This window comes from Echinimonas agarilytica (assembly GCF_023703465.1).
In the GTDB taxonomy this organism is placed as follows: Bacteria; Pseudomonadota; Gammaproteobacteria; order Enterobacterales; family Neiellaceae; genus Echinimonas; species Echinimonas agarilytica.
Window position 1 is genome coordinate 198924 of the sequence record NZ_JAMQGP010000004.1, and the last position, 18535, is coordinate 217458.

The following is an 18535-nucleotide window of genomic DNA, read 5'->3' on the forward strand; positions in this document are numbered from 1 at the left end:
AAGACAAAGGCTTTTCTAAATAGCATGTAAGACATTGATTTTAAAACAAATGAATTAAACCAACTCCGTGATAGTTTTCATCATATTCTTTTCGGTCAAGATCAAACGCCGAGCTAAAAATATAAGCCGATGTTGCTTTATTAAAATGATAATCAGCCCCAACTGAGAGCACATCACCTTCTGATTGTTTATTGCCAAGCGCCATATCAGCGTTTTGATATTGCGTTTTGAGGACCCATTGGTTCATTTTGTATGCGGCATTAAGCAAGTATCCGTTACCATCTTTGTCGTCTGAATCAGACGCTTTATCAGATTCAGAACGTTGCACCATGGCGCCAAGCTGAATGTTCTCGTACTGCCCATAAACCGTGGCTCGATAACTGGTGATCCCTAACATTTCACTGTTGTAGGCCGCAGAAGCAAACCATTCACCATTCTTCCATTTGCTACCACCGTAAGACACCGCTAACGAATAGGCGGTTTTACTCGCACCGTCATCTGCAGCATTACCTTGCTTGGCGTTACCTTCTAATACGTAAGTCGCACTGAGTTGCGCATCTCCCCACTTTGGCGACTTGTAGTGCACACTCTCATCTACGCGATCGTCACTGGCAAAGAACCCCGCTAAGTCACCGTTAATGTCACCAAACCGGTCGACCTTTCCTTGAGAAGATTTGAAAGCGCTGTCTTTTCGTCCTAAAAGAACTTCTCCAATAGGCCCTTGCAGCCCCAAATATTGATTTCGACCTTTGAGTGCATCATCACTGTCATCATCAATATTTACCTGCCATTCCAGCAAATACACAGCGGTCCAATCTGCATTAATGGCTTGCTTACCTTTGATTCCAAAACGTGAGTAGTGACTTTCAAGCTCTGTGGTGCTGTCGTCATTTTCATCATTGATTTGCACCGCCAGATTCAGCTTGCCATACACAGTCAATTGTTCACTATCAATTGCCAGAGTCGGAGTAGCTAGTAAAACAAACGGAAGTGCGAACAGGGAGGAATACTTCATAAGAGAATCTCGGTATTAAATTGATATAATTTGTAACGGTGAGTTTAACAAGATGAAAATTCGAACGCTTGACCCTTGTCAATGGGACTTATCATTCAAGATGAAGCAAATGCCAAAACGCAAAAAGGAGCCTTTCGGCTCCTTTTAACAATTTAAATTGGATGGTGTTGGGTTTAGAACTTGTGTTCAATACCTAAACCAAAGTAGTTTTGGTCGTCTTCTGCTACTTCGTCACGCGTTGTGTAGAATGCATAAACTTTAGTTGGCTTAGCCAGCTTGTAGTCAACACCTACGCTGATTGCGCTTGGATCTTCATCACCCGCTTCAACCGTTTGGTATTGCGCTTTGAATGTCCATGCATCCATTTTGTAAGCCACACTTCCCATGTAACCGAGATTGCTATCGCCGCCGTCGGACAACTCTTCACTTTGAACAATCGCGCCTAATACGAAGTCACCCACCTTGCCTTGCACGGTACCACGAATAATGTCGTACAAACCGCTTGCGTTTACTTTGCTTTTGCCAAATACGTCTTTGTCGTATGCAACCGCTGCGTAAATTGGTGATTTTTTGAGGCCTGAGTCACCGTAAGAAACCGCAGTAGAGAAACCGTTTTTCTCTTCACCGCTGTTATCGTTCTGACCTTTAGCACCTTCAAGTGCCCAAGTGGCGCCAAACTGGAAACCGTTATATTTAGGAGACTTGTAGGTCACCGTTTGATTAATACGATTCTCACCAGCAAATAAAGTTTTGATATCGCCATCTAAATCGTTAAATAAGTCTACTTTGCCTTGTGACTGCTTCAACAACGAGTCATTACGACCCATCAATACTTGACCAAAGTCACCTTCTAAGCCAACCCACTGATTCCGTGAACTGAACGTGTCGTCCGAGCTCTCGTCATCAATGTTCACTTGGAATTCCATGGTGTAGATAACTTTTAAAGATTCATTCAGTTCGAGGCCGCCTTTCACGCCAATGCGTGATGCGTTCGATTTCAATTCGCTGGTGCTACCGTCGCCATCATCTGAAGACTGAGCAGAAAGGTTTACTTTCCCGTAAAGAGTTACCGGGTCTACCGCCAATGCAGGAATAGAAAAACACGCAGCAGCAGCCAAAGCCAAAGCCAAAGAAGACTTAACTAAATTCATCGCACAATACTCACTCTAAAATCGTCAAAAAATAAAAATTTGGAAGCAGAAGTTCAAAGCAAACCTCAAAACTTGGCGTGAATACTGTCAGAACTTTGTGACATTTTTATTTCAACAGTGAATAGAATCACAAATTGTAATGATATTGTGCGGCCGCTTAGCGAACTAAACTACCCTTAACTGGTTGTTTTAAATTGTTTTAGCCTTTATATGAATCGTCGCAACAGCCTTGTCAGTGTTTTGCTTACACGGATCATCGGAATTTTTCTGATAGTCAGCGTCGTATTGAGCGTTTCTGTGGCCATTTTTCAGTACTATCAAAACCGAGCGGATGTGCTTGGCCGCATCATGAGAGCCCAATCTTTTGCCTCGCCTATTATTGAAGAGCTTGCCCAAAATGGTAACGTGGAAATGCTCGAAGACCTGCTTATAAGGTTATCTCAAGCCGATGACATTAGTTACATGGCAATTGTGTTAGATTCTCAGCAAGTGATTGCCTCTGCGCATATTTCAAACACTAACCTACCACCGCTCCCAAATCGAATTGACGGTCCCTATTACATCAAAAATAATCACGGTCATTTCGGTTTTGTATTTCCTCTTCAGCAGTTTAAGGGGTATGAATCATCTCAAGTTAAATGGGTTATATTTTCCGATAACAACGTGCTGTTGGCTCAAACTCAAATTACTTGGCTCGTCATTTTTTTGTCTTCCTTGGTCACCGCATTGTCGGTTGCCGTTATTAGTAAAAGCGTATTAAACAATTCATTAAAGAAACCGTTGCTCGACCTCAATCGCCAGCTCAATTTGATTGACTTTAATACCCCTGAGCACCGACAACTAAAATGGCACCCTCACTTTCGGCAAGAATTGAAAGCTTGGGTTGATAACGTCAATGTATTGCTCAACCGGCTTTCGGTAGAGCAACAGGACTTGTCGATTGCTAAGTCGAAGATGGCAAAGTTAAATAAAGAGTTAAACCGAAGTAATCACCAACTTCTTGATGAAGTAAATCGAAAAACAGCCCATTTACAAAAAGCCTTAACAGAGCTCGAAGAGCAAAAAATAGAACTTGAAGCAAATCACGATGCGTTGCTGAGCGAAATAGGTCAACGAGAAGAAACAGAAAATATCTTAAAGTTGCAGCGTTGTGCGTTGCAGAAAACCGTGGCAGATTTAGAAGCAACCCAAAATCAATTAGTCGAGTCTGCTAAATTTGCCTCTTTGGGCGAGTTGGTTGCCGGTGTTGCTCATGAAATCAATACACCTGTAGGTGTGACCGTCACGGCATTGAGCTTTCTCACAGAACGGTTAGATACCTTAAACACTGAATTTAGAGATGGCACATTAACTCAGGGCGGCATGGAGCAAATATTGACCGATTGCAGCCAATCATGTGATCTCATGACCTCGAACCTACACCGCGCAGCCAAATTAATATCGAGCTTCAAACAAGTAGCCGTTGATCAAAGCAGTGAATCGGTTCGACAAGTTCAGTTGTCCAGTTACATCAAAGACGTGGTCACCTCATTACAACCCGAGCTTAAACGAGGTCAACATACGGTCAATATCTCATGTGCGGGTGACTTATATCTGACAACTCGCACCGGAGCACTATCTCAGGTCATTACCAATTTGGTAATGAATAGCGTGATCCACGGTTTTGAGGAGAAGGCCAAGGGCGTGATTGAAATATCAATTCAACAAGAACAAGGGCAAATAGAAATCACCTACAGTGATAATGGAAAAGGCATGAATGACGATAGTTTAAAGCGGCTATTCGACCCTTTTTTCACTACTCGTCGTGGCAAAGGCGGCAGCGGGCTAGGTGCTCACTTGGTCTATAACCTAGTGACTCACTCCATGAAAGGGGCCATCATTGCCAACAGCCAAGAAGGGATGGGGTTAACCTACACCATTCAGTTACCCCAGCTTAGCGTGGATCAAAAATCAGCGGAATAGTACAGATTCTCGCCGGCACCAGCGCACTGTCATCGAAATAAGTGCCCATGCTACGATCGCGGCGTTGAGCAAGATAACGATGAGATACCCCCAATCCAGAGTACCTTTTGCCAGTTCTTTGATAGCCAGCACAACATTCGATAGCGGCACCAAGGCCCAAAACCAATCGAGTTCAATACCAGGAATGGATGCCACCAGCAAAGGCAGGAACACCACGGTGAATGTAAGCCCCATGTAATTTTGTGCTTCTTTGAAACTACGCGCATAAAACGAAATGGCGGTCATCATTGCACCAAAAATAAAAGACACAGGCACAATCAGCAACAACATCATGAACAAGTCAGTCACACGAAATGACGCAATGGCTTTTTGGATAAACTCAACATCAAGCACATACACAGCCACAGAAGCCCAAGATCCTAAACTCAGCAATGTAAGCGCTCCGGCCACAAAAGCACTAGTAGACACTACCATGACTTTGGCTGTGACCATTTTTTCAGTACTCATAGGAGCCATTAATAGCGTTTCAAGTGTGCCGCGTTCCTTCTCTCCGGCACCCACGTCTATGGCTGGATACATCGCCCCAACCAGCGCGATATAAAGCATCATGTATGGCAGCATACCACCAATGCCTGCGCCAACCGTTTCGCGTTCATCAGCGATGGAGATGTCATTTAAGGCAATGGGTTTTAGCCATTCTTGTCGTTGCGCTTCACTTAAGCCTTGTAGCTCTAACTGTTGATTGTGCCACTGCGACACTAATTCTCGTTGCACCCGCTTTACAATGTTTTGTGCTCTAGAAAAAGCTTTAGCGGCATTATGGTGCAACGTCCATGAGGCGTGAGGTAATTCACCGGATATTTCTAATACAAAATCAACGCGCTGCGCCTCAAGTGCTTGTCGAGCAGTCATTCCCGGCGGTAAGGAGACAGCAGCAATATCTGTCTGACGATTAAATGCAGCCACAATGTCGTAAGTACTTTTGTCGCCCACTAATGCGTAATTTAATGTTTTCTGATGTTCTTTCACGGCAACGGCGGCAGCGACTCCCCCAGCAAGCGCCATAATCATTGGCATAAACACAATGGGCGTGAGCACCATCGTCATCATCACGCGGCGATCACGGGTCAATTCTAATAATTCTTTAAGATATAAATACCACATTACAACGCCCCTCCCGATTGCAAGCAGTCGCGTAATGCAGCGTTCAAAGACGTCGCCTGGTAGTCTGTTTTAAAGCGCTCTACATCACCGAAATATAGGCGTTTCCCCTTGTCGATAACCAAGATACGGTCACACAGCAATTCCACTTCATCCATATGATGGGTCGCAAAAAGAATTGTTTTTCCATCACTTTTTAAGGCCTCAACACATTGCAGCACGCGCTCTGTCGCAACAATATCCAGACCTGTTGTAGGTTCATCAAACACCACTAACTTGGGATCATGGACTAATGCGCGGGCAATCGCTGCTCGTTGACGCATCCCTGTTGAAAGCTCACTGACTTTACGGTCTAAAAATTCGGTTAAATCAAGTTGCTGAGCCAGACTATCAATGCGTTGGGCAATATTTTGAGCATTAAGACCATACATTCGGCCAAAGAATTGAAGATTTTCGATAACGCTTAGGCGGTCGTATAAACCTTTACTACCACTCAAAAAACCAAGTTGGCGACGATAGGCTAAAGGGTCGGCTCCGATACTTTGATTGTTATACTCAATCGAGCCATCAGACTCAGACAAGATGCCAGTAAGTAACCGCAGAGTCGTAGTTTTACCGGCGCCATTTGCCCCAAGCAAACCAATGACTTCACCCGTTTCTGCTTCAAAACTAAGAGACTCAAGCGCCCAAAATTGCTTACCGCGCCTGCGCGCATCTTGATGTTTGGCTTTGCCAGACACTTTAAAAAATTTTTGCAGTCCTTGCACTTTCAGCATGGCGTGAATCCAGTTTATTGCGTTATGTGGGCTTAAGTTTATCTTGATTGCTCACAATTGCAGTAGCTAAAAATTCAAGCGGCAATAGTTATGTTTATTTGGGTAGGCAATGAAGCGCGACTCTCAATTTAAAGCCAAGATAATGGCTGCACCTTTCGGAATGGTGCAGCCGTTATTAGCGATTAAATACTTGCGCTGAGTTACTTGAGTTGAAACTCTGAAATGTGCTCATGGAGCATCGTCGCGGTTTGTTGCAAACCTTGAGTAGAAAGCGAAGTTTCTTCGGTTTTACCTTGAATGCCTCTGCTATCGTCCGATAGCGACGTCACTCGTTCATTAATCTCCTCCGCCACGGAAGTTTGTTCTTCTGTCGCTGTCGCAATTTGAATCGACTGAGACATGATTTGATCGAGCTCCCCTTTCATCACTTCAAGAGCCGCGGAGCTCGATTCAACAATAGCCACCGCACGGGTGTTTTCTTCTTGTAGTGAGCTCATGTTCGAGGTCACTGATTTAGATTCTGTTTGTAACTTTTCAATTTGCGAGCGAATCGTTTCGGTCGACTCTTGAGTTCGATATGCCAAGCTCCGAACTTCATCAGCAACCACCGCAAATCCTCGTCCTTGCTCGCCTGCTCGTGCGGCTTCAATCGCAGCATTCAGTGCCAATAGGTTCGTTTGTTCTGCAATGCCTTGAATCATGCTCGCCACATCAGTAATCGCTTCGGTTTCTTTCACCAAGCGCATCATCACTTCATGCGTATTGCCTAGCTCAACGGTCAGGCTATCCATAATTTTTCGGCTTGCTTGAGCATTATCAAAACTAGTGACCGAAGATTGGTGTGCACGCTCAACTGCATCTGAAGAGTGCGATGCCATAGTAGCCACTTCAGTAATCGTGCTAGACATTTCATTGACAGCAACCGAGATGCTTTCGGTGGCTTTGAATTGGTGCTCTGAAAGTGTTGCGGATTCATCCATAAGCAGCGCCATTGACTCACTGGTGGAGTGAATCGTGGTCGCTTCATTCTGCACACTTAGTAAAGCCCTGCGCAAATCTGCCAGCAACTCAGCAAACACTTGACTGAGTTCACTCAATTCATCTTTACCTGATGTATCCAGTGCCACTGTCATGTCTTTCTCTTTAGATACCTGTCGGAACACATTCACCAAACCCGATAAAGGTTGAGTAATGCTTTTAGCAATGGTGGTTGACAAAAAAATCACCACAATTAAAAGCGTTATACCTAACACCGTTGCACCCACAGCTACTTTTTCAGCCTGTTCAACCAACTCGTTTTTAGTGGTAATGAGTTCCTGTACAACAAGCCGAATAGCATTATCAAAGCCATCAAATTGAGTTTGACTCAAAGACTCTAAATCAACATTCGAGTCAATTTGTAACGGCTTATTCTGAGTTTGATAAATATTGGAGCGAGACTTGAGTGCAACATCTCCCCATTGTTTCTGGTTGGCACTTCCCATCATTTCGTTCAGAATGCGAGCTGCTTCAGGTGTGGCAAAGCTAAAGAAACGGCCATAAGCGCTGTTGTATTTTTGATAGCTGCTCATGATCTCGCCAAAAATATAGACGTCCAGCGCATTGTCTTTGGCCAAGATCAACATGCTGTTGTGAAATGTCGCTTCCACATTCATATCAATCAGATTGGTGTAGGCAATTGCGATACGAGCAATTTGTTCTTGCTGCGCTGCAATGACCGCAATTTGATTCATCGAGCTGGCCACTTTGCTAATCATTTCATTGAAAAAGTACATGGTATGAATCTCACCACCGACTTTGTCTTTAAAGGCCTTGCTGATATGCAACTTCTGGTCTGCGGCTTGTCGAACGTATTGCATGCGCTCAATCAACGGCACGTAATACTCAATCTCGTTCATCAACGCTGGATAGCCCGTTAGAGTCTCGTGGTTGTCATTGAGAAATTGTAGGAATGCTCGCTGGTGCTGCTCTGTTTGACGGCGCTTAGCCAACATCTGCTGCTTGGCAGCACCGACATTGCCGTCGCGCAAATCAAGGTAAATGCGCGTGTAAAATGACTCTTGTAATGACGAAGTGATGAATGGATACGCCACATCTGCGTAATCCAGAGCCGTATTAAGTTGGTTGAGCTTGTTGATTTGTTGCCTTGAATCCATCACAGATTTCAACGACAACCCGGCAATTGCCAGCAATGGCAACAAAATCAAGAGGATAATTCTTGTTTGAATTTTTAACGATCTGAAATGACGCATATGACGACTCGATATAGCTTTGGCTTATAGATACTACGGCTTCTATGAAACCATTGTTACGTTAAAAAAACCACGATATTGAACAATATTTACTGTTAACAAAGGTCAAAAAGTTAATTTCGTGGTCAAGTTAACAGCGCTAGGATTTACAATGGATCGTGGGTTCACAGTATCCAAAGAAGATGTTCAGCCAATACACTATTAAATTTGATAACATTGCGCTGATTCGATACAGGAACTTCCGTCATGCAATACCACATCATTCCAGTCACGCCTTTTATGCAAAATTGTTCCATTATATGGTGCCCTGAAACCCTCAAGGCCGCAGTGGTTGATCCCGGAGGCGACATGGCACGTCTCAATTCGTTTATTGCGGAAAAGGGGCTAACACTGACCAAGGTATTGCTAACCCACGCACATATCGACCATGCTGGGGCAACCGCTGACATGGCACAGCAATATTCAATCCCTATTGAAGGTCCACATCTAGAAGATCAATTTTGGATCGACGGTTTAGACCAACAAAGTCGAATGTTTGGATTTCCTAAGGTTGAAACTTTCACTCCTACCCGGTGGCTGGCTCAAGACGACCGAGTCACGGTGGGTCAGCAGGAGTTAGAAGTGCGTTTTTGTCCCGGCCATACGCCCGGCCATGTGGTATTCGTGAACCACTCCAGTAAATGGTCAATCGTGGGTGATGTCATTTTCCAAAATTCCATTGGTCGGACTGACTTTCCGAAAGGCGATCACGCCACACTTATTGATTCCATCCAACAACAGATTATGTCTCTACCCGACGACTATGCGATTCTCCCTGGCCACGGCCCCAAAACAACCGTAGGGCAGGAACGCCGAAGTAACCCTCACTTAGTTCAAGACGGTTGGTAAACACTTACATCAATGTTCTTTAATTTGTGCCTGTGAATGCCAATAACAGGCACAAAATCAATGCGCTATCTTGTCTTTCACAATCTCACCTTGTTCCGAACATAGCTTTGTGGCTCAATAGCCGTTCTTTTTAGCAAGCCAGTAGGAATTGAAATGTGGTTTAAAAACCTGATCTTTTATCGCTTCTCCAAACCTTTCGATATGTCGCAAGACAAGTTTGAACAGGCGCTTCAGGAGTTTGCATTCAAACCTTGTGGCTCACAGGACGTTAGCCAATATGGCTGGACTACCCCGCTAGGGCATCAAACCGATGGTTTAGTGCATGCGGGTTCAGGTTGCTACTGGATCACAGCCAAGAAAGAAGAAAAAATGCTACCGGCTCCGGTCATTAAAGAAATGGTCGAAGAAAAAGCCGAGAAAATTTCAGAAGCCGAACAGCGCAAAGTGAGCAACAAAGAAAAGCAACAACTCAAAGAAGAAGTGGTAATGACGCTGTTACCGCGAGCCTTTAGCCGCTTTTCATCGACTTCGGCTTACATTGACACCAAAGAAGGTTTGTTGGTGGTTGATGCCGCAAGCTTTAACAAAGCCGAAGACTTAATGGCATTACTCCGCAAAACATTAGGTTCTTTACCCGTTCTGCCCGTCGAAGTGATGGAAGCCCCAGGAGCAATCATGAACAAATGGTTGCTGGAAAACTTTAGACCCGCTCAGTTTACGATTACCGAAGAAGCCGAATTAGCCGAGCTTGGAGAAGACGGCGCTGTGGCTAAATTTAAACGCCAACCACTCGATAGCGATGAAGTGCTTGCACACATTGAAGCTGGCAAACAGGTGGTGAAATTGTCGATGATGTTTGATGATCGCATTGAATTTCTACTACACGACGACCTCACAGTAAAACGTATTAAGTTTACTGAGCTGGTCACAGACGAAAACGAAGACGTGGGAACCGAAGATCCTATTGCTCGTTTAGACGCTGACTTCACGCTAATGTGTGCCGAATTGGCCGCGTTTATAAAAGCGTTGCTCAATGCTTTTGGCGGAGAACTGCTGCCAGAACAACGATAACCACAATTGATGTAAAAAAGGCCCAGTGCATTGCATCGGGCCTTTTTTATAGGCGGAATTTCAGTGACTCACTTTACTCGTAAAGCAAACGCTCTTGCGCAAGTTTATTGGTAAACTCATGGCTCATAAATACGTCTACTGAGTTAATCGCGCCTTTATCCACGTAGTACTCAAGCTCTTCTTTCACATCAATATTGAACTGCGTTTTTTGGTAATACAAATAGCCCAAACGCACAAAATCTAAGTAGTCCACCTGCTCACTCTGAAACGCACCGTTACGCCATTGCCACACCACCTTGGCAAAGTCTTCACCTAAGTTCCAGTGGCGCACAATGTGTACACCCACAGTACAACTGACTTTTTCTATGACGTTATTCAAAAACTTAGTTGAGATTTGATCAGGCGCTTGAATCTCTGCTTCGGTCAAAATTGGCAATGCGCCAATTTCATGCAACAAGGCAGCCAGAGCCAAACGATCGCGAGAAACAGGGCTGCTCTTATGAGTCAGCAAGTATTCTTCAGACACCGCGATAGATGCGCAAGCCACAGCAACACTTTGCTGCCAAACACGCCTCAAGCACGACTTCACAATAGGGTTTGAAGAAATAAATAGCTGCTCAAGCGCCATTGCAATCGCAACATTCTTAATGGCTCGAAGGCCAATACGAAAAACCGCTGCCGATACAGTGTCTATTGTTGCCGAACGACTGTTATAAGCTGTATTCGCTACACGAATAATGCGTGCTGACAATGCCGCATCCGTACCTACGACACGCGCAATATCATGCAAAGTACTCGCAGGGTCATCGGCTACATCTCTAATTTTAATCGCCACTTCCGGTAAGGTAGGGAGAATAAGAGCGTCTTGACGAATTTTTTCAGTCAAAATACTCAGTAGTGCGCTTTCCGTAGACATAAAGTCCTTATATGAAGTTGGTCGTCAGAGAAACATAATCAAACTATAGTTTAATCCGAATTGGATTGAGCGTCAGCAAACCATTTCAAATCAAAGTACTGGTCAAATCACCTGCTATATTTGCAGTCGTGCGAGCTTATCCATATTATCTCGCCTCTCAACTCAAAAGGCCATTCAAAAAACATGGTCTTTTGAGTTGTATTTCACAACGATATATCTATTTTATTTCATCCATAGTGAGGATTTATGTTGAGTCCCGAGTTGCTATCTCCCGCCGGCACATTAAAAAATATGCGGTACGCTTTTGCTTACGGTGCAGATGCCGTTTATGCAGGCCAACCTCGCTATAGTCTTCGTGTCAGAAATAATGAATTCAATCATGCCAATTTAAAGTTAGGGATTGATGAAGCACATGCGCTTGGCAAACAATTCTATGTAGTCAACAACATCTCACCACACAACACAAAACTCAAAACCTTTGTCAAAGATTTGAAGCCAGTCGTAGAAATGAACCCCGATGCACTGATCATGGCCGACCCCGGTTTAATTATGCTGGCGCGTGAACACTTTCCAGATATGCCAATACACCTATCTGTGCAAGCTAACGCAGTCAATTGGGCCACCGTTAAATTCTGGCAACAAATGGGCGTAACTCGGACTATTTTGTCGCGCGAACTATCGCTCGATGAAATTGAAGAAATTCGAATGAGAGTGCCTGAGATGGAACTTGAAGTCTTTGTTCATGGAGCCCTGTGCATGGCCTATTCAGGCCGATGTTTGTTGTCGGGGTACATCAATAAACGCGATCCCAACCAAGGAACCTGCACCAACGCATGCCGCTGGAAATATGATGCGCACGAAGCGCAAGAAAATGAAACAGGAGATGTGGTTGCAGTCGACCCCAGCGTCGACCTCCAAATCACTCAAAGCATGCAAGAAGTTCCAGCCACCTTGGGCCAAGGCGCACCCACCGACAAGATGTACTTGTTGCAAGAAGGTAACCGCCCTGGCGAGTACATGCCTGCGTTTGAAGACGAGCATGGCACTTACATCATGAACTCTCGTGATTTGAGAGCGGTTGAGCATGTTGAAAGACTCACCAAAATGGGCGTTCACTCACTCAAGATTGAAGGCCGGACCAAATCATTTTATTACTGTGCCCGCACTGCGCAAGTGTACCGCCGAGCCATTGATGATGCAGTGGCCGGCAAGCCATTTGACCCCACACTACTCGGGTCTTTAGAGCATCTAGCTCACCGTGGATACACCGAAGGCTTCTTACGCCGACATACTCATGACTCCTATCAAAACTACGACTTCGGATACTCCGTGAGTACCAGCCAACAGTTTGTGGGCGAAGTCAAACAGCGCATGAGCAATGGGTTGGTTGAAGTTGATGTGAAAAACCGCTTCGACAAAGGTCATCATATTGAGCTGATGACGCCGAAAGGAAACATGAGTTTCATTCTTGAACACATGGAAAACAATAAGGGTGAAATGATGGAAGTCGCGCCCGGAAATGGTTACATCGTGTATTTGGCAATTCCTGAAGAAGTCGACGTGGAACATGGCCTCATCATGCGCAATTTAAATGACCAAGAAAACACACGAAAGCCTTTTTAGCCTGTTTGGGAAAATGTTGGAAAAACTAAGAAAAAGACGTTTAACCACATCATATTAAATAAAGAGTGGTTTCTCTATCAATGCCATAGAAGAGAAAACGGTTGTTGCGTTTTCTCTTCTACATTTGTAAAAGCAGTCGCTTCATGGCTGACACGCGTTCTTCGCCTTTATTGTTAAAGCGATATATTAAGGGGTTAACAATGCTCTTTTAAATAGGAACGTTTAAGGTTTCAAAAAGCGCGCCATGACTCAGCTAATCAAAGACAAAAAATACTTCTAGAACAATTAAAACAACACGTTAGAATTTACTAACAGCGAACAACCGGCCTCTAAAACATAAACATCATTACCAAAAATCAGTCGATGCAGACTCATCCCACTGTCGTAAATAATGCTGAAAATTACGCTCTTCAGTCACCTCAAATGGAACATCTGTGAGCTGAGCCAATTCAATCCGGTCGAGCCTAAACATACGGTAATCATTGCGCAGCTCACACCAAGCAACGAGAGTCCACGTTGCCCCCCAAAACAGCAGCCCCAGGGGCGCAACGTTCCGAGTACTTCGTCTTTCTTTGGCATCGATGTAAGTCATCGATAAACAGCACTTTTGTTCAATCGCTTGGCGAATCAATTCACTATATTGTGCGCGTTTGGAATGACCAAAATCAGGCACGACAAATTTGGTGGTCTTTTGCTCATGTGCAAGAGCTGAGCGCTCGGGTAAAACCGCTTTAATTTTATCCAATGCAGTCTGCGCAGAATGTGCTAAAGCATCATCACTCAGTGCCTTGACCAATCTCATGCCCAGCATTAATGACTCTAACTCTTGCTCACTAAACATGAGTGGCGGAACCGATGACTTAGAAGCAAGCATGTAACCCACGCCTGCCTCACCATCCACATCAATGCCAGATGCAATGAGCGACTTAATATCTCGATAAATAGTGCGCTCGGACACTTCCAAACGTTCAGCAAGTTGTGTTGCTGTAATGGCAGTACGCTTCGCACGCAACAAAGTTAACAGTTGTAATAGCCGTTCCGATTTAATCAAGTCGCTGCATCCTTTATGCGCTGCCCGAGCCTCCAATTTCTGAACACGCTAAAATATGGCGCATATTTACACTTTCTGCATCTATCATCGGCATCATTTGAGCCATGAAATGTTGAGACATCACATCTTCAGCCGCAGTCTTTGCCGCGTCTAGCGAGGCCCAATGCACAATGTCGAGAAAGCCATGGTCATTGTCCTTCACTAATGTCCGGTAATGAAACCCAGGTTGCGCTGCCACCCATTCATTCAACGCGGGTTGTAGTGCGTAAAATTCCGCTTCATTTGCGGTTGACGTCAGTTTAAAGCTCACTAGTTCAATGGTCGATTTCATCTCTAAATCCTTTTATGTGTTTGATTCTGATGGCGCCTTAGATGCATCCCAATACATAGCTTCAATTTTATGGCCATCTAGATCCCGTACAAAACAACCGTAATAGGCATCTGAATACATAGGTCTTGGGCCCGGAGCGCCGTCATCAGTTGCTCCGGCTTTCATGGCAGCAGCATAAAATGCATCGACCACAGTAGGCGTTTGCGCTAAAAACGCAAAATGCACGCCGTTTGCTGTTTCTGCTGATTTTAAATTGTGGGGAAGTTGCACCCAAAATTCAGGAAATTCCTTCCCATATGCGACCGCGACGCCTTCAATGTCGATCACTCGGCGCGCACCTATGGTCAACAGAACTTGGTCGTAAAATGCCAGTGCTTCGGGCAAGCGGTTAGAGCCCACCGAAACATGAGACATAATCGAGGGGCTAACAAGCGGCTCGGCGTGTGTTGATTCAGACATGATTTGTTCCTTGTTCTATAAATAAAGGTCAAATTAATAACCTAGAATCAAGACTAGTCGCTTGGACTGACAGAAGCTGTCAGTAGCATGAACGGGCAAATAGGAACAACCACGAAAAATACTGGAATAAACACCCGTTCGATGCGGCTGCCTCTGCAACCGCAATGAATTAATCATGATAAGGTGCTCATCCAGCGAACATGTAATATGATTATGGCATTAAAGTTTGATGCGCAGTTCGGTGTCACCTTTGACTGTCACTTTGGCATCCTCAAAGCTGGCTGGGCCAAACGCTCCGGCTTCATTGCTAAAACCATAGGGCTCAGATGGAATCCCCAGCATGTTAGTATCAAGCTGTCCGTTGTCATTCTCATCATGAAACATTTTCACCGCATATTCGCCATCGGCTAAATCATGCAAGGTTATACGAAGCGTATGACTGGCAGGCGCCATTTGCGCCAGAAATACCGCATTCTTTTCAGCATCGTAGCTTGCTTGGCTGTTGTAAATGGAAATATAGGATGTGCCTTGTATTTGCTCATAGCCTTCAATAACAAGTGCAATATCTGCTGCTGTTGCAGATGCGCCCACCAAGACGCCACATGCAGCAATGCTTTGACCAAGTTTATTCAAGTGCTTCGATAAGTTAAGTACGTTCATGAGTGCTCTCCATTTCAGTGTATTGACGTTAAGTGACACATCAATGCTACATTCACAGAACAACGTTAGCAGGTGCTAAAGGTCATGAGATAGGAGTGTTAAATACGTGACTTTTGTCACTTCTCGTTAGAGGCTAGGCAGTGAAAACCGTGAAAGGAACGTAATCGTACAATGAATACAGATGTAAAAAGTGAAGCCGTCTCATGTACAGAGAGGGGGAAACGCTTGAGACGGCTTCAAAAAAATTATCAATATCGTTCTTTGGTGTGTAGCTGTTCTACCACTGCCTTCAAGCGTTGAACTAACGCTTGCTTTTGTTCTTCCGAGCGCACCGGTTGCGCTAAACTGCCACCAATACCCACGCCTTTGCCTCCCGCGTCAAACCAGCTTTTGAAGTTATCGTCACTCACACCTCCTACAGGCATAAAGATCACGTCATTCAATGGCCCTTTCGCCAAAGATTCCAAGTACTCTGTCCCCAAACTGCCCGCCGGAAACAACTTCACGATATCGGCACCGGCTTCAACGGCTGTGACTATTTCTGTTGGAGAAAACGCGCCCATCAACACCGGCACTTCATGCTGATGCGCCACTGAAACAATTTCTTCAGAGGTATTAGGCGTGACCAAAAATTCTGCACCCGCTTCAATCGCTTCATGAGCCAACGAAGCGTTGGTCACTGTTCCCGCACCAATGAGCAAATGCGGATAGGCTTTCTTTAACCGGCGAATCGCATCACAATATTTTGGCGTGTTACTGGTAATTTCCAGCACTCTAACACCTGCCAAATCAAAACATTCGACAATCGCGTCAATGTCATCTGGGTTTTTAACCCGGATGATCATGACTAATTTTTCTTCCAAAATTCGGCCTAAACGATGCTGTCGCATAACGACTCCTATTATCGAATGATATGTCCAGATTGATGACCGCTCGCTGCCGCCTCAACCTCTCTTTCGTTCAACCAGTTTTGGTCACCAAAAAACGTGTGCCCAAGGGCAAAAGCTGCATTGGCGAAATCTACGGTTCTATCCGCATTCCAGCCTTTCAAAATGCCGTGCAAAATACCTGCGGCAAAGCAGTCGCCTGTCCCTAAGCGATCTAAGATATCGACCTCAATCGGCAACGATGTAGACACTTTCCCGTCCACTAAAAAAGTACCCATTACTGTATTTTTACTTGCGCTATGGTGGATACGTCCGGTAATCGCAGCATCGACGTTGAATGTTTCATGAAGAAAAAGCCCTACGTTCACCGCTTCGTCGAGAGGATCATTCAGATCAAATGAATGCTCGTATACATCAGCCAAACCACCAGCATTCGCAAAGACCAAATCCGCCAAATGCATAATCGCAGAAAAGTATTCCCGCGCTTTGGACGCGTCTTGCCAAAGGCTACGACGGAAGTTCAAGTCAAAGGCGACTTTGACGCCCATCTCACGCGCAGCTCTTGCAGCCTTTATGCTTTCAAGTGCGCATTGCTCTGACAATGCAGGCGTGATACCGCCCAGAAACAACCACTCTTGGCCGGCTAAAATAGACTGCCAATCAAATTCATTGTCTGTAATTTCAGAGATGGAAGAATATGCTCGGTCATAGATGACACGTGAAGGCCGTATTGAAGCACCAAGCTCAATAAAGTAAATACCCATGCGTTCGCCACCGCGTAGAATATGCGAGGTGCCAATGCCATATTTTTGCAGACTCGCCATTGCGGCATCACCCAAAGCATGGGCAGGAAATTTAGTGACATATTCCGTGCGATGACCAAAACGACACAAACTGCTAGCAACGTTTGACTCTGCGCCTGCAAAATCAACCGACAACGGACCTGCAACAATCAGCTGCTCTTGTGGTTTTGACGGCGTGAGCCGCAACATAACCTCACCAAAAAACACCGTACTCATTGCGCTTTCTCCTGCTCAGACAGCTCAATCGGCTCGATTTTTCCAACCAAAAATAAGTAGGAACACAACCCCATCAAGGCCAAGCAACAAATCATGACTAATGCAGGTCTAAAATCACCATCTTTTGCTAAGTAACCTATCGCTAAAGGCACGGTTACCGCAGACAATCCACCAATGAAGTTAAAGCAACCTCCCACTAATCCCACCATATGGCGCGGTGCAATCAGTGAAACAAACACCCATGCGATTGACGCAAGACCGTTGCCAAAGAAAGTTAAAGACAAAAAGAAGGTAACCATGACTGTGCTATCAACATAATTGGCACCAATCACAGAGGTGGATAACAGCATTCCAACCACAATAGGGGCTTTGCGAGAGAACTCTTTGGAATAGCCTTTTTTCACTAATGCATCTGAAATAAAGCCCGATAGCAGCACGCCACAAAATGCAGCTAAAAATGGAATAGAAGCCACAAAACCCGAGTTCAGATCGCCTAGTCCTCGGTAATCAGCAAGATAGGTTGGGAACCATGTTAAGAAGAAAATAAGTGTTCCACCTAGGCAGAACTGACCAATGTAAATCCCCCAAAGCTTACGGTGCGAAAACGCTATTTTAAGATTGTTCCAACTCACCGCAGATTGCGCGACCACAGGCTCACTGTTGCTGTGACTGCTGCGCTCTGACACATTGCTGTTTTCAGATTCGGACTCAGGGCTTGGGTCACGATAAAGAAAATACCAAATTGCAGCCCACACAATGCCGATAAGTCCCGACACGATGAACAAGCCGCGCCAACCAAAAAACTCTTGGATCACCGCCAAAAATGGCATTAAGAACGCCAGCCCGATAAATTGTCCTGACGTATACACAGCAATAGCGCTTGCGCGTTCATGCTCGGCAAACCAATGCGTCACAATTTTATTGTTCGCAGGATATGAAGGCGCTTCAAACACTCCAATAGCCATGCGACAACCGATCATGGCAGCCAATGAACTCACCATGCCTTGCACTAAGGTTGCCAACGACCAGCACACCAATATTGTTGGGTATAATATTCTCATGCGAACCGCATCAACCAACATACCGCCGGGGATCTGCATGATCGAATAGGTCCATGCAAAGGCCGAAAATATAAGCCCCATCTGAATCGTTGTAAGTTCTAAGTCTTCCGAAATGGCGTTGGCGGCAACAGAAATATTGGTTCTGTCCATGTAGTTAATGACGACGCTGACGAAAATCAGAGCCAGCGCGCCAAACTTACCGCGTTTGGCTTGACTCGATTGCTGTGAGGTTGTCCTTGACATTTGAAACTC

17 protein-coding genes are annotated in these 18535 nt (G+C 45.0%); 4 read left to right on the forward strand and 13 right to left on the reverse strand.

Annotated features, from left to right (window positions below):
- Positions 1 to 40: 40 nt before the first annotated feature.
- Both NAF29_RS10940 and NAF29_RS10945 read right to left on the reverse strand, forming a co-directional pair.
- Positions 41 to 1015: a porin gene (locus NAF29_RS10940; RefSeq protein WP_251261601.1), complete on the reverse strand. Its 975-nt coding sequence runs from the start codon at positions 1013 to 1015 to the stop codon at positions 41 to 43.
- Between the two features lie 173 nt (positions 1016 to 1188).
- Entirely contained in the window at positions 1189 to 2166 is a 978-nt protein-coding gene (locus NAF29_RS10945; protein ID WP_251261602.1) for a porin, read from the reverse strand.
- Between the two features lie 297 nt (positions 2167 to 2463).
- Between NAF29_RS10945 and NAF29_RS18415 the strand changes: the two genes are divergently transcribed.
- The gene (locus NAF29_RS18415; protein ID WP_251261603.1) at positions 2464 to 4128 is read left to right on the forward strand and encodes a sensor histidine kinase; all 1665 of its coding nucleotides are present in this window, start codon (positions 2464 to 2466) and stop codon (positions 4126 to 4128) included.
- Here the strand turns inward: NAF29_RS18415 and NAF29_RS10955 are convergent.
- From NAF29_RS10955 to NAF29_RS10965, 3 genes are all read right to left on the reverse strand, one after another.
- Complete coding sequence (locus tag NAF29_RS10955) at positions 4117 to 5292, reverse strand: ABC transporter permease subunit (RefSeq protein ID WP_251261604.1); 1176 nt, start codon at positions 5290 to 5292, stop codon at positions 4117 to 4119. The two genes, NAF29_RS18415 and NAF29_RS10955, sit on opposite strands and share 12 nt — an antisense overlap.
- On the reverse strand, positions 5292 to 6065 hold the full coding sequence (locus NAF29_RS10960) for an ABC transporter ATP-binding protein (RefSeq protein WP_251261605.1): 774 nt from the start codon (positions 6063 to 6065) through the stop codon (positions 5292 to 5294). The genes NAF29_RS10955 and NAF29_RS10960 overlap by 1 nt, the downstream gene beginning before the upstream one ends.
- A 200-nt stretch (positions 6066 to 6265) precedes the next feature.
- Entirely contained in the window at positions 6266 to 8317 is a 2052-nt protein-coding gene (locus tag NAF29_RS10965) for a methyl-accepting chemotaxis protein (protein WP_251261606.1), read from the reverse strand.
- 246 nt (positions 8318 to 8563) lie between these two features.
- Between NAF29_RS10965 and NAF29_RS10970 the strand changes: the two genes are divergently transcribed.
- On the forward strand, positions 8564 to 9205 hold the full coding sequence (locus tag NAF29_RS10970; RefSeq protein WP_251261607.1) for an MBL fold metallo-hydrolase: 642 nt from the start codon (positions 8564 to 8566) through the stop codon (positions 9203 to 9205).
- Between the two features lie 153 nt (positions 9206 to 9358).
- Positions 9359 to 10276, forward strand: coding sequence for a recombination-associated protein RdgC (rdgC, locus tag NAF29_RS10975; protein ID WP_251261608.1), 918 nt, complete (start codon positions 9359 to 9361; stop codon positions 10274 to 10276).
- A 73-nt stretch (positions 10277 to 10349) separates the two neighbouring features.
- Here rdgC and NAF29_RS10980 read toward each other — a convergent pair whose 3' ends face one another.
- Positions 10350 to 11192 carry an HDOD domain-containing protein gene (locus tag NAF29_RS10980; RefSeq protein WP_251261609.1) on the reverse strand — a complete coding sequence of 281 codons (843 nt, stop codon included), beginning with the start codon at positions 11190 to 11192 and terminating at the stop codon, positions 10350 to 10352.
- Positions 11193 to 11438: 246 nt separating this feature from the next.
- Here NAF29_RS10980 and trhP point away from each other — a divergent pair, with 246 nt between their 5' ends.
- Positions 11439 to 12815 (forward strand): prephenate-dependent tRNA uridine(34) hydroxylase TrhP, encoded by a 1377-nt coding sequence (gene trhP / locus NAF29_RS10985; protein ID WP_251261610.1) that lies wholly within the window; start codon positions 11439 to 11441, stop codon positions 12813 to 12815.
- Positions 12816 to 13161: 346 nt separating this feature from the next.
- On the opposite strand, the gene NAF29_RS10990 is transcribed toward trhP, so the two are convergent.
- The 7 genes from NAF29_RS10990 to NAF29_RS11020 form a co-directional block, all read right to left on the reverse strand.
- Positions 13162 to 13866 carry a helix-turn-helix transcriptional regulator gene (locus NAF29_RS10990; RefSeq protein WP_251261611.1) on the reverse strand — a complete coding sequence of 235 codons (705 nt, stop codon included), beginning with the start codon at positions 13864 to 13866 and terminating at the stop codon, positions 13162 to 13164.
- 13 nt (positions 13867 to 13879) lie between these two features.
- The gene (locus NAF29_RS10995; protein ID WP_251261612.1) at positions 13880 to 14197 is read right to left on the reverse strand and encodes a hypothetical protein; all 318 of its coding nucleotides are present in this window, start codon (positions 14195 to 14197) and stop codon (positions 13880 to 13882) included.
- Positions 14198 to 14209: 12 nt separating this feature from the next.
- Positions 14210 to 14656 carry a VOC family protein gene (locus tag NAF29_RS11000; RefSeq protein WP_251261613.1) on the reverse strand — a complete coding sequence of 149 codons (447 nt, stop codon included), beginning with the start codon at positions 14654 to 14656 and terminating at the stop codon, positions 14210 to 14212.
- 219 nt (positions 14657 to 14875) lie between these two features.
- Positions 14876 to 15316: a DUF2141 domain-containing protein gene (locus NAF29_RS11005; protein ID WP_251261614.1), complete on the reverse strand. Its 441-nt coding sequence runs from the start codon at positions 15314 to 15316 to the stop codon at positions 14876 to 14878.
- A 248-nt stretch (positions 15317 to 15564) separates the two neighbouring features.
- Positions 15565 to 16206: a bifunctional 4-hydroxy-2-oxoglutarate aldolase/2-dehydro-3-deoxy-phosphogluconate aldolase gene (locus NAF29_RS11010; protein WP_251261615.1), complete on the reverse strand. Its 642-nt coding sequence runs from the start codon at positions 16204 to 16206 to the stop codon at positions 15565 to 15567.
- A gap of 11 nt (positions 16207 to 16217) precedes the next feature.
- Complete coding sequence (locus NAF29_RS11015) at positions 16218 to 17222, reverse strand: sugar kinase (RefSeq protein WP_251261616.1); 1005 nt, start codon at positions 17220 to 17222, stop codon at positions 16218 to 16220.
- Entirely contained in the window at positions 17219 to 18526 is a 1308-nt protein-coding gene (locus NAF29_RS11020) for an MFS transporter (RefSeq protein WP_251261617.1), read from the reverse strand. Before NAF29_RS11020 ends, NAF29_RS11015 begins: the two co-directional genes overlap by 4 nt.
- Between the last annotated feature and the right edge of the window lie 9 nt (positions 18527 to 18535).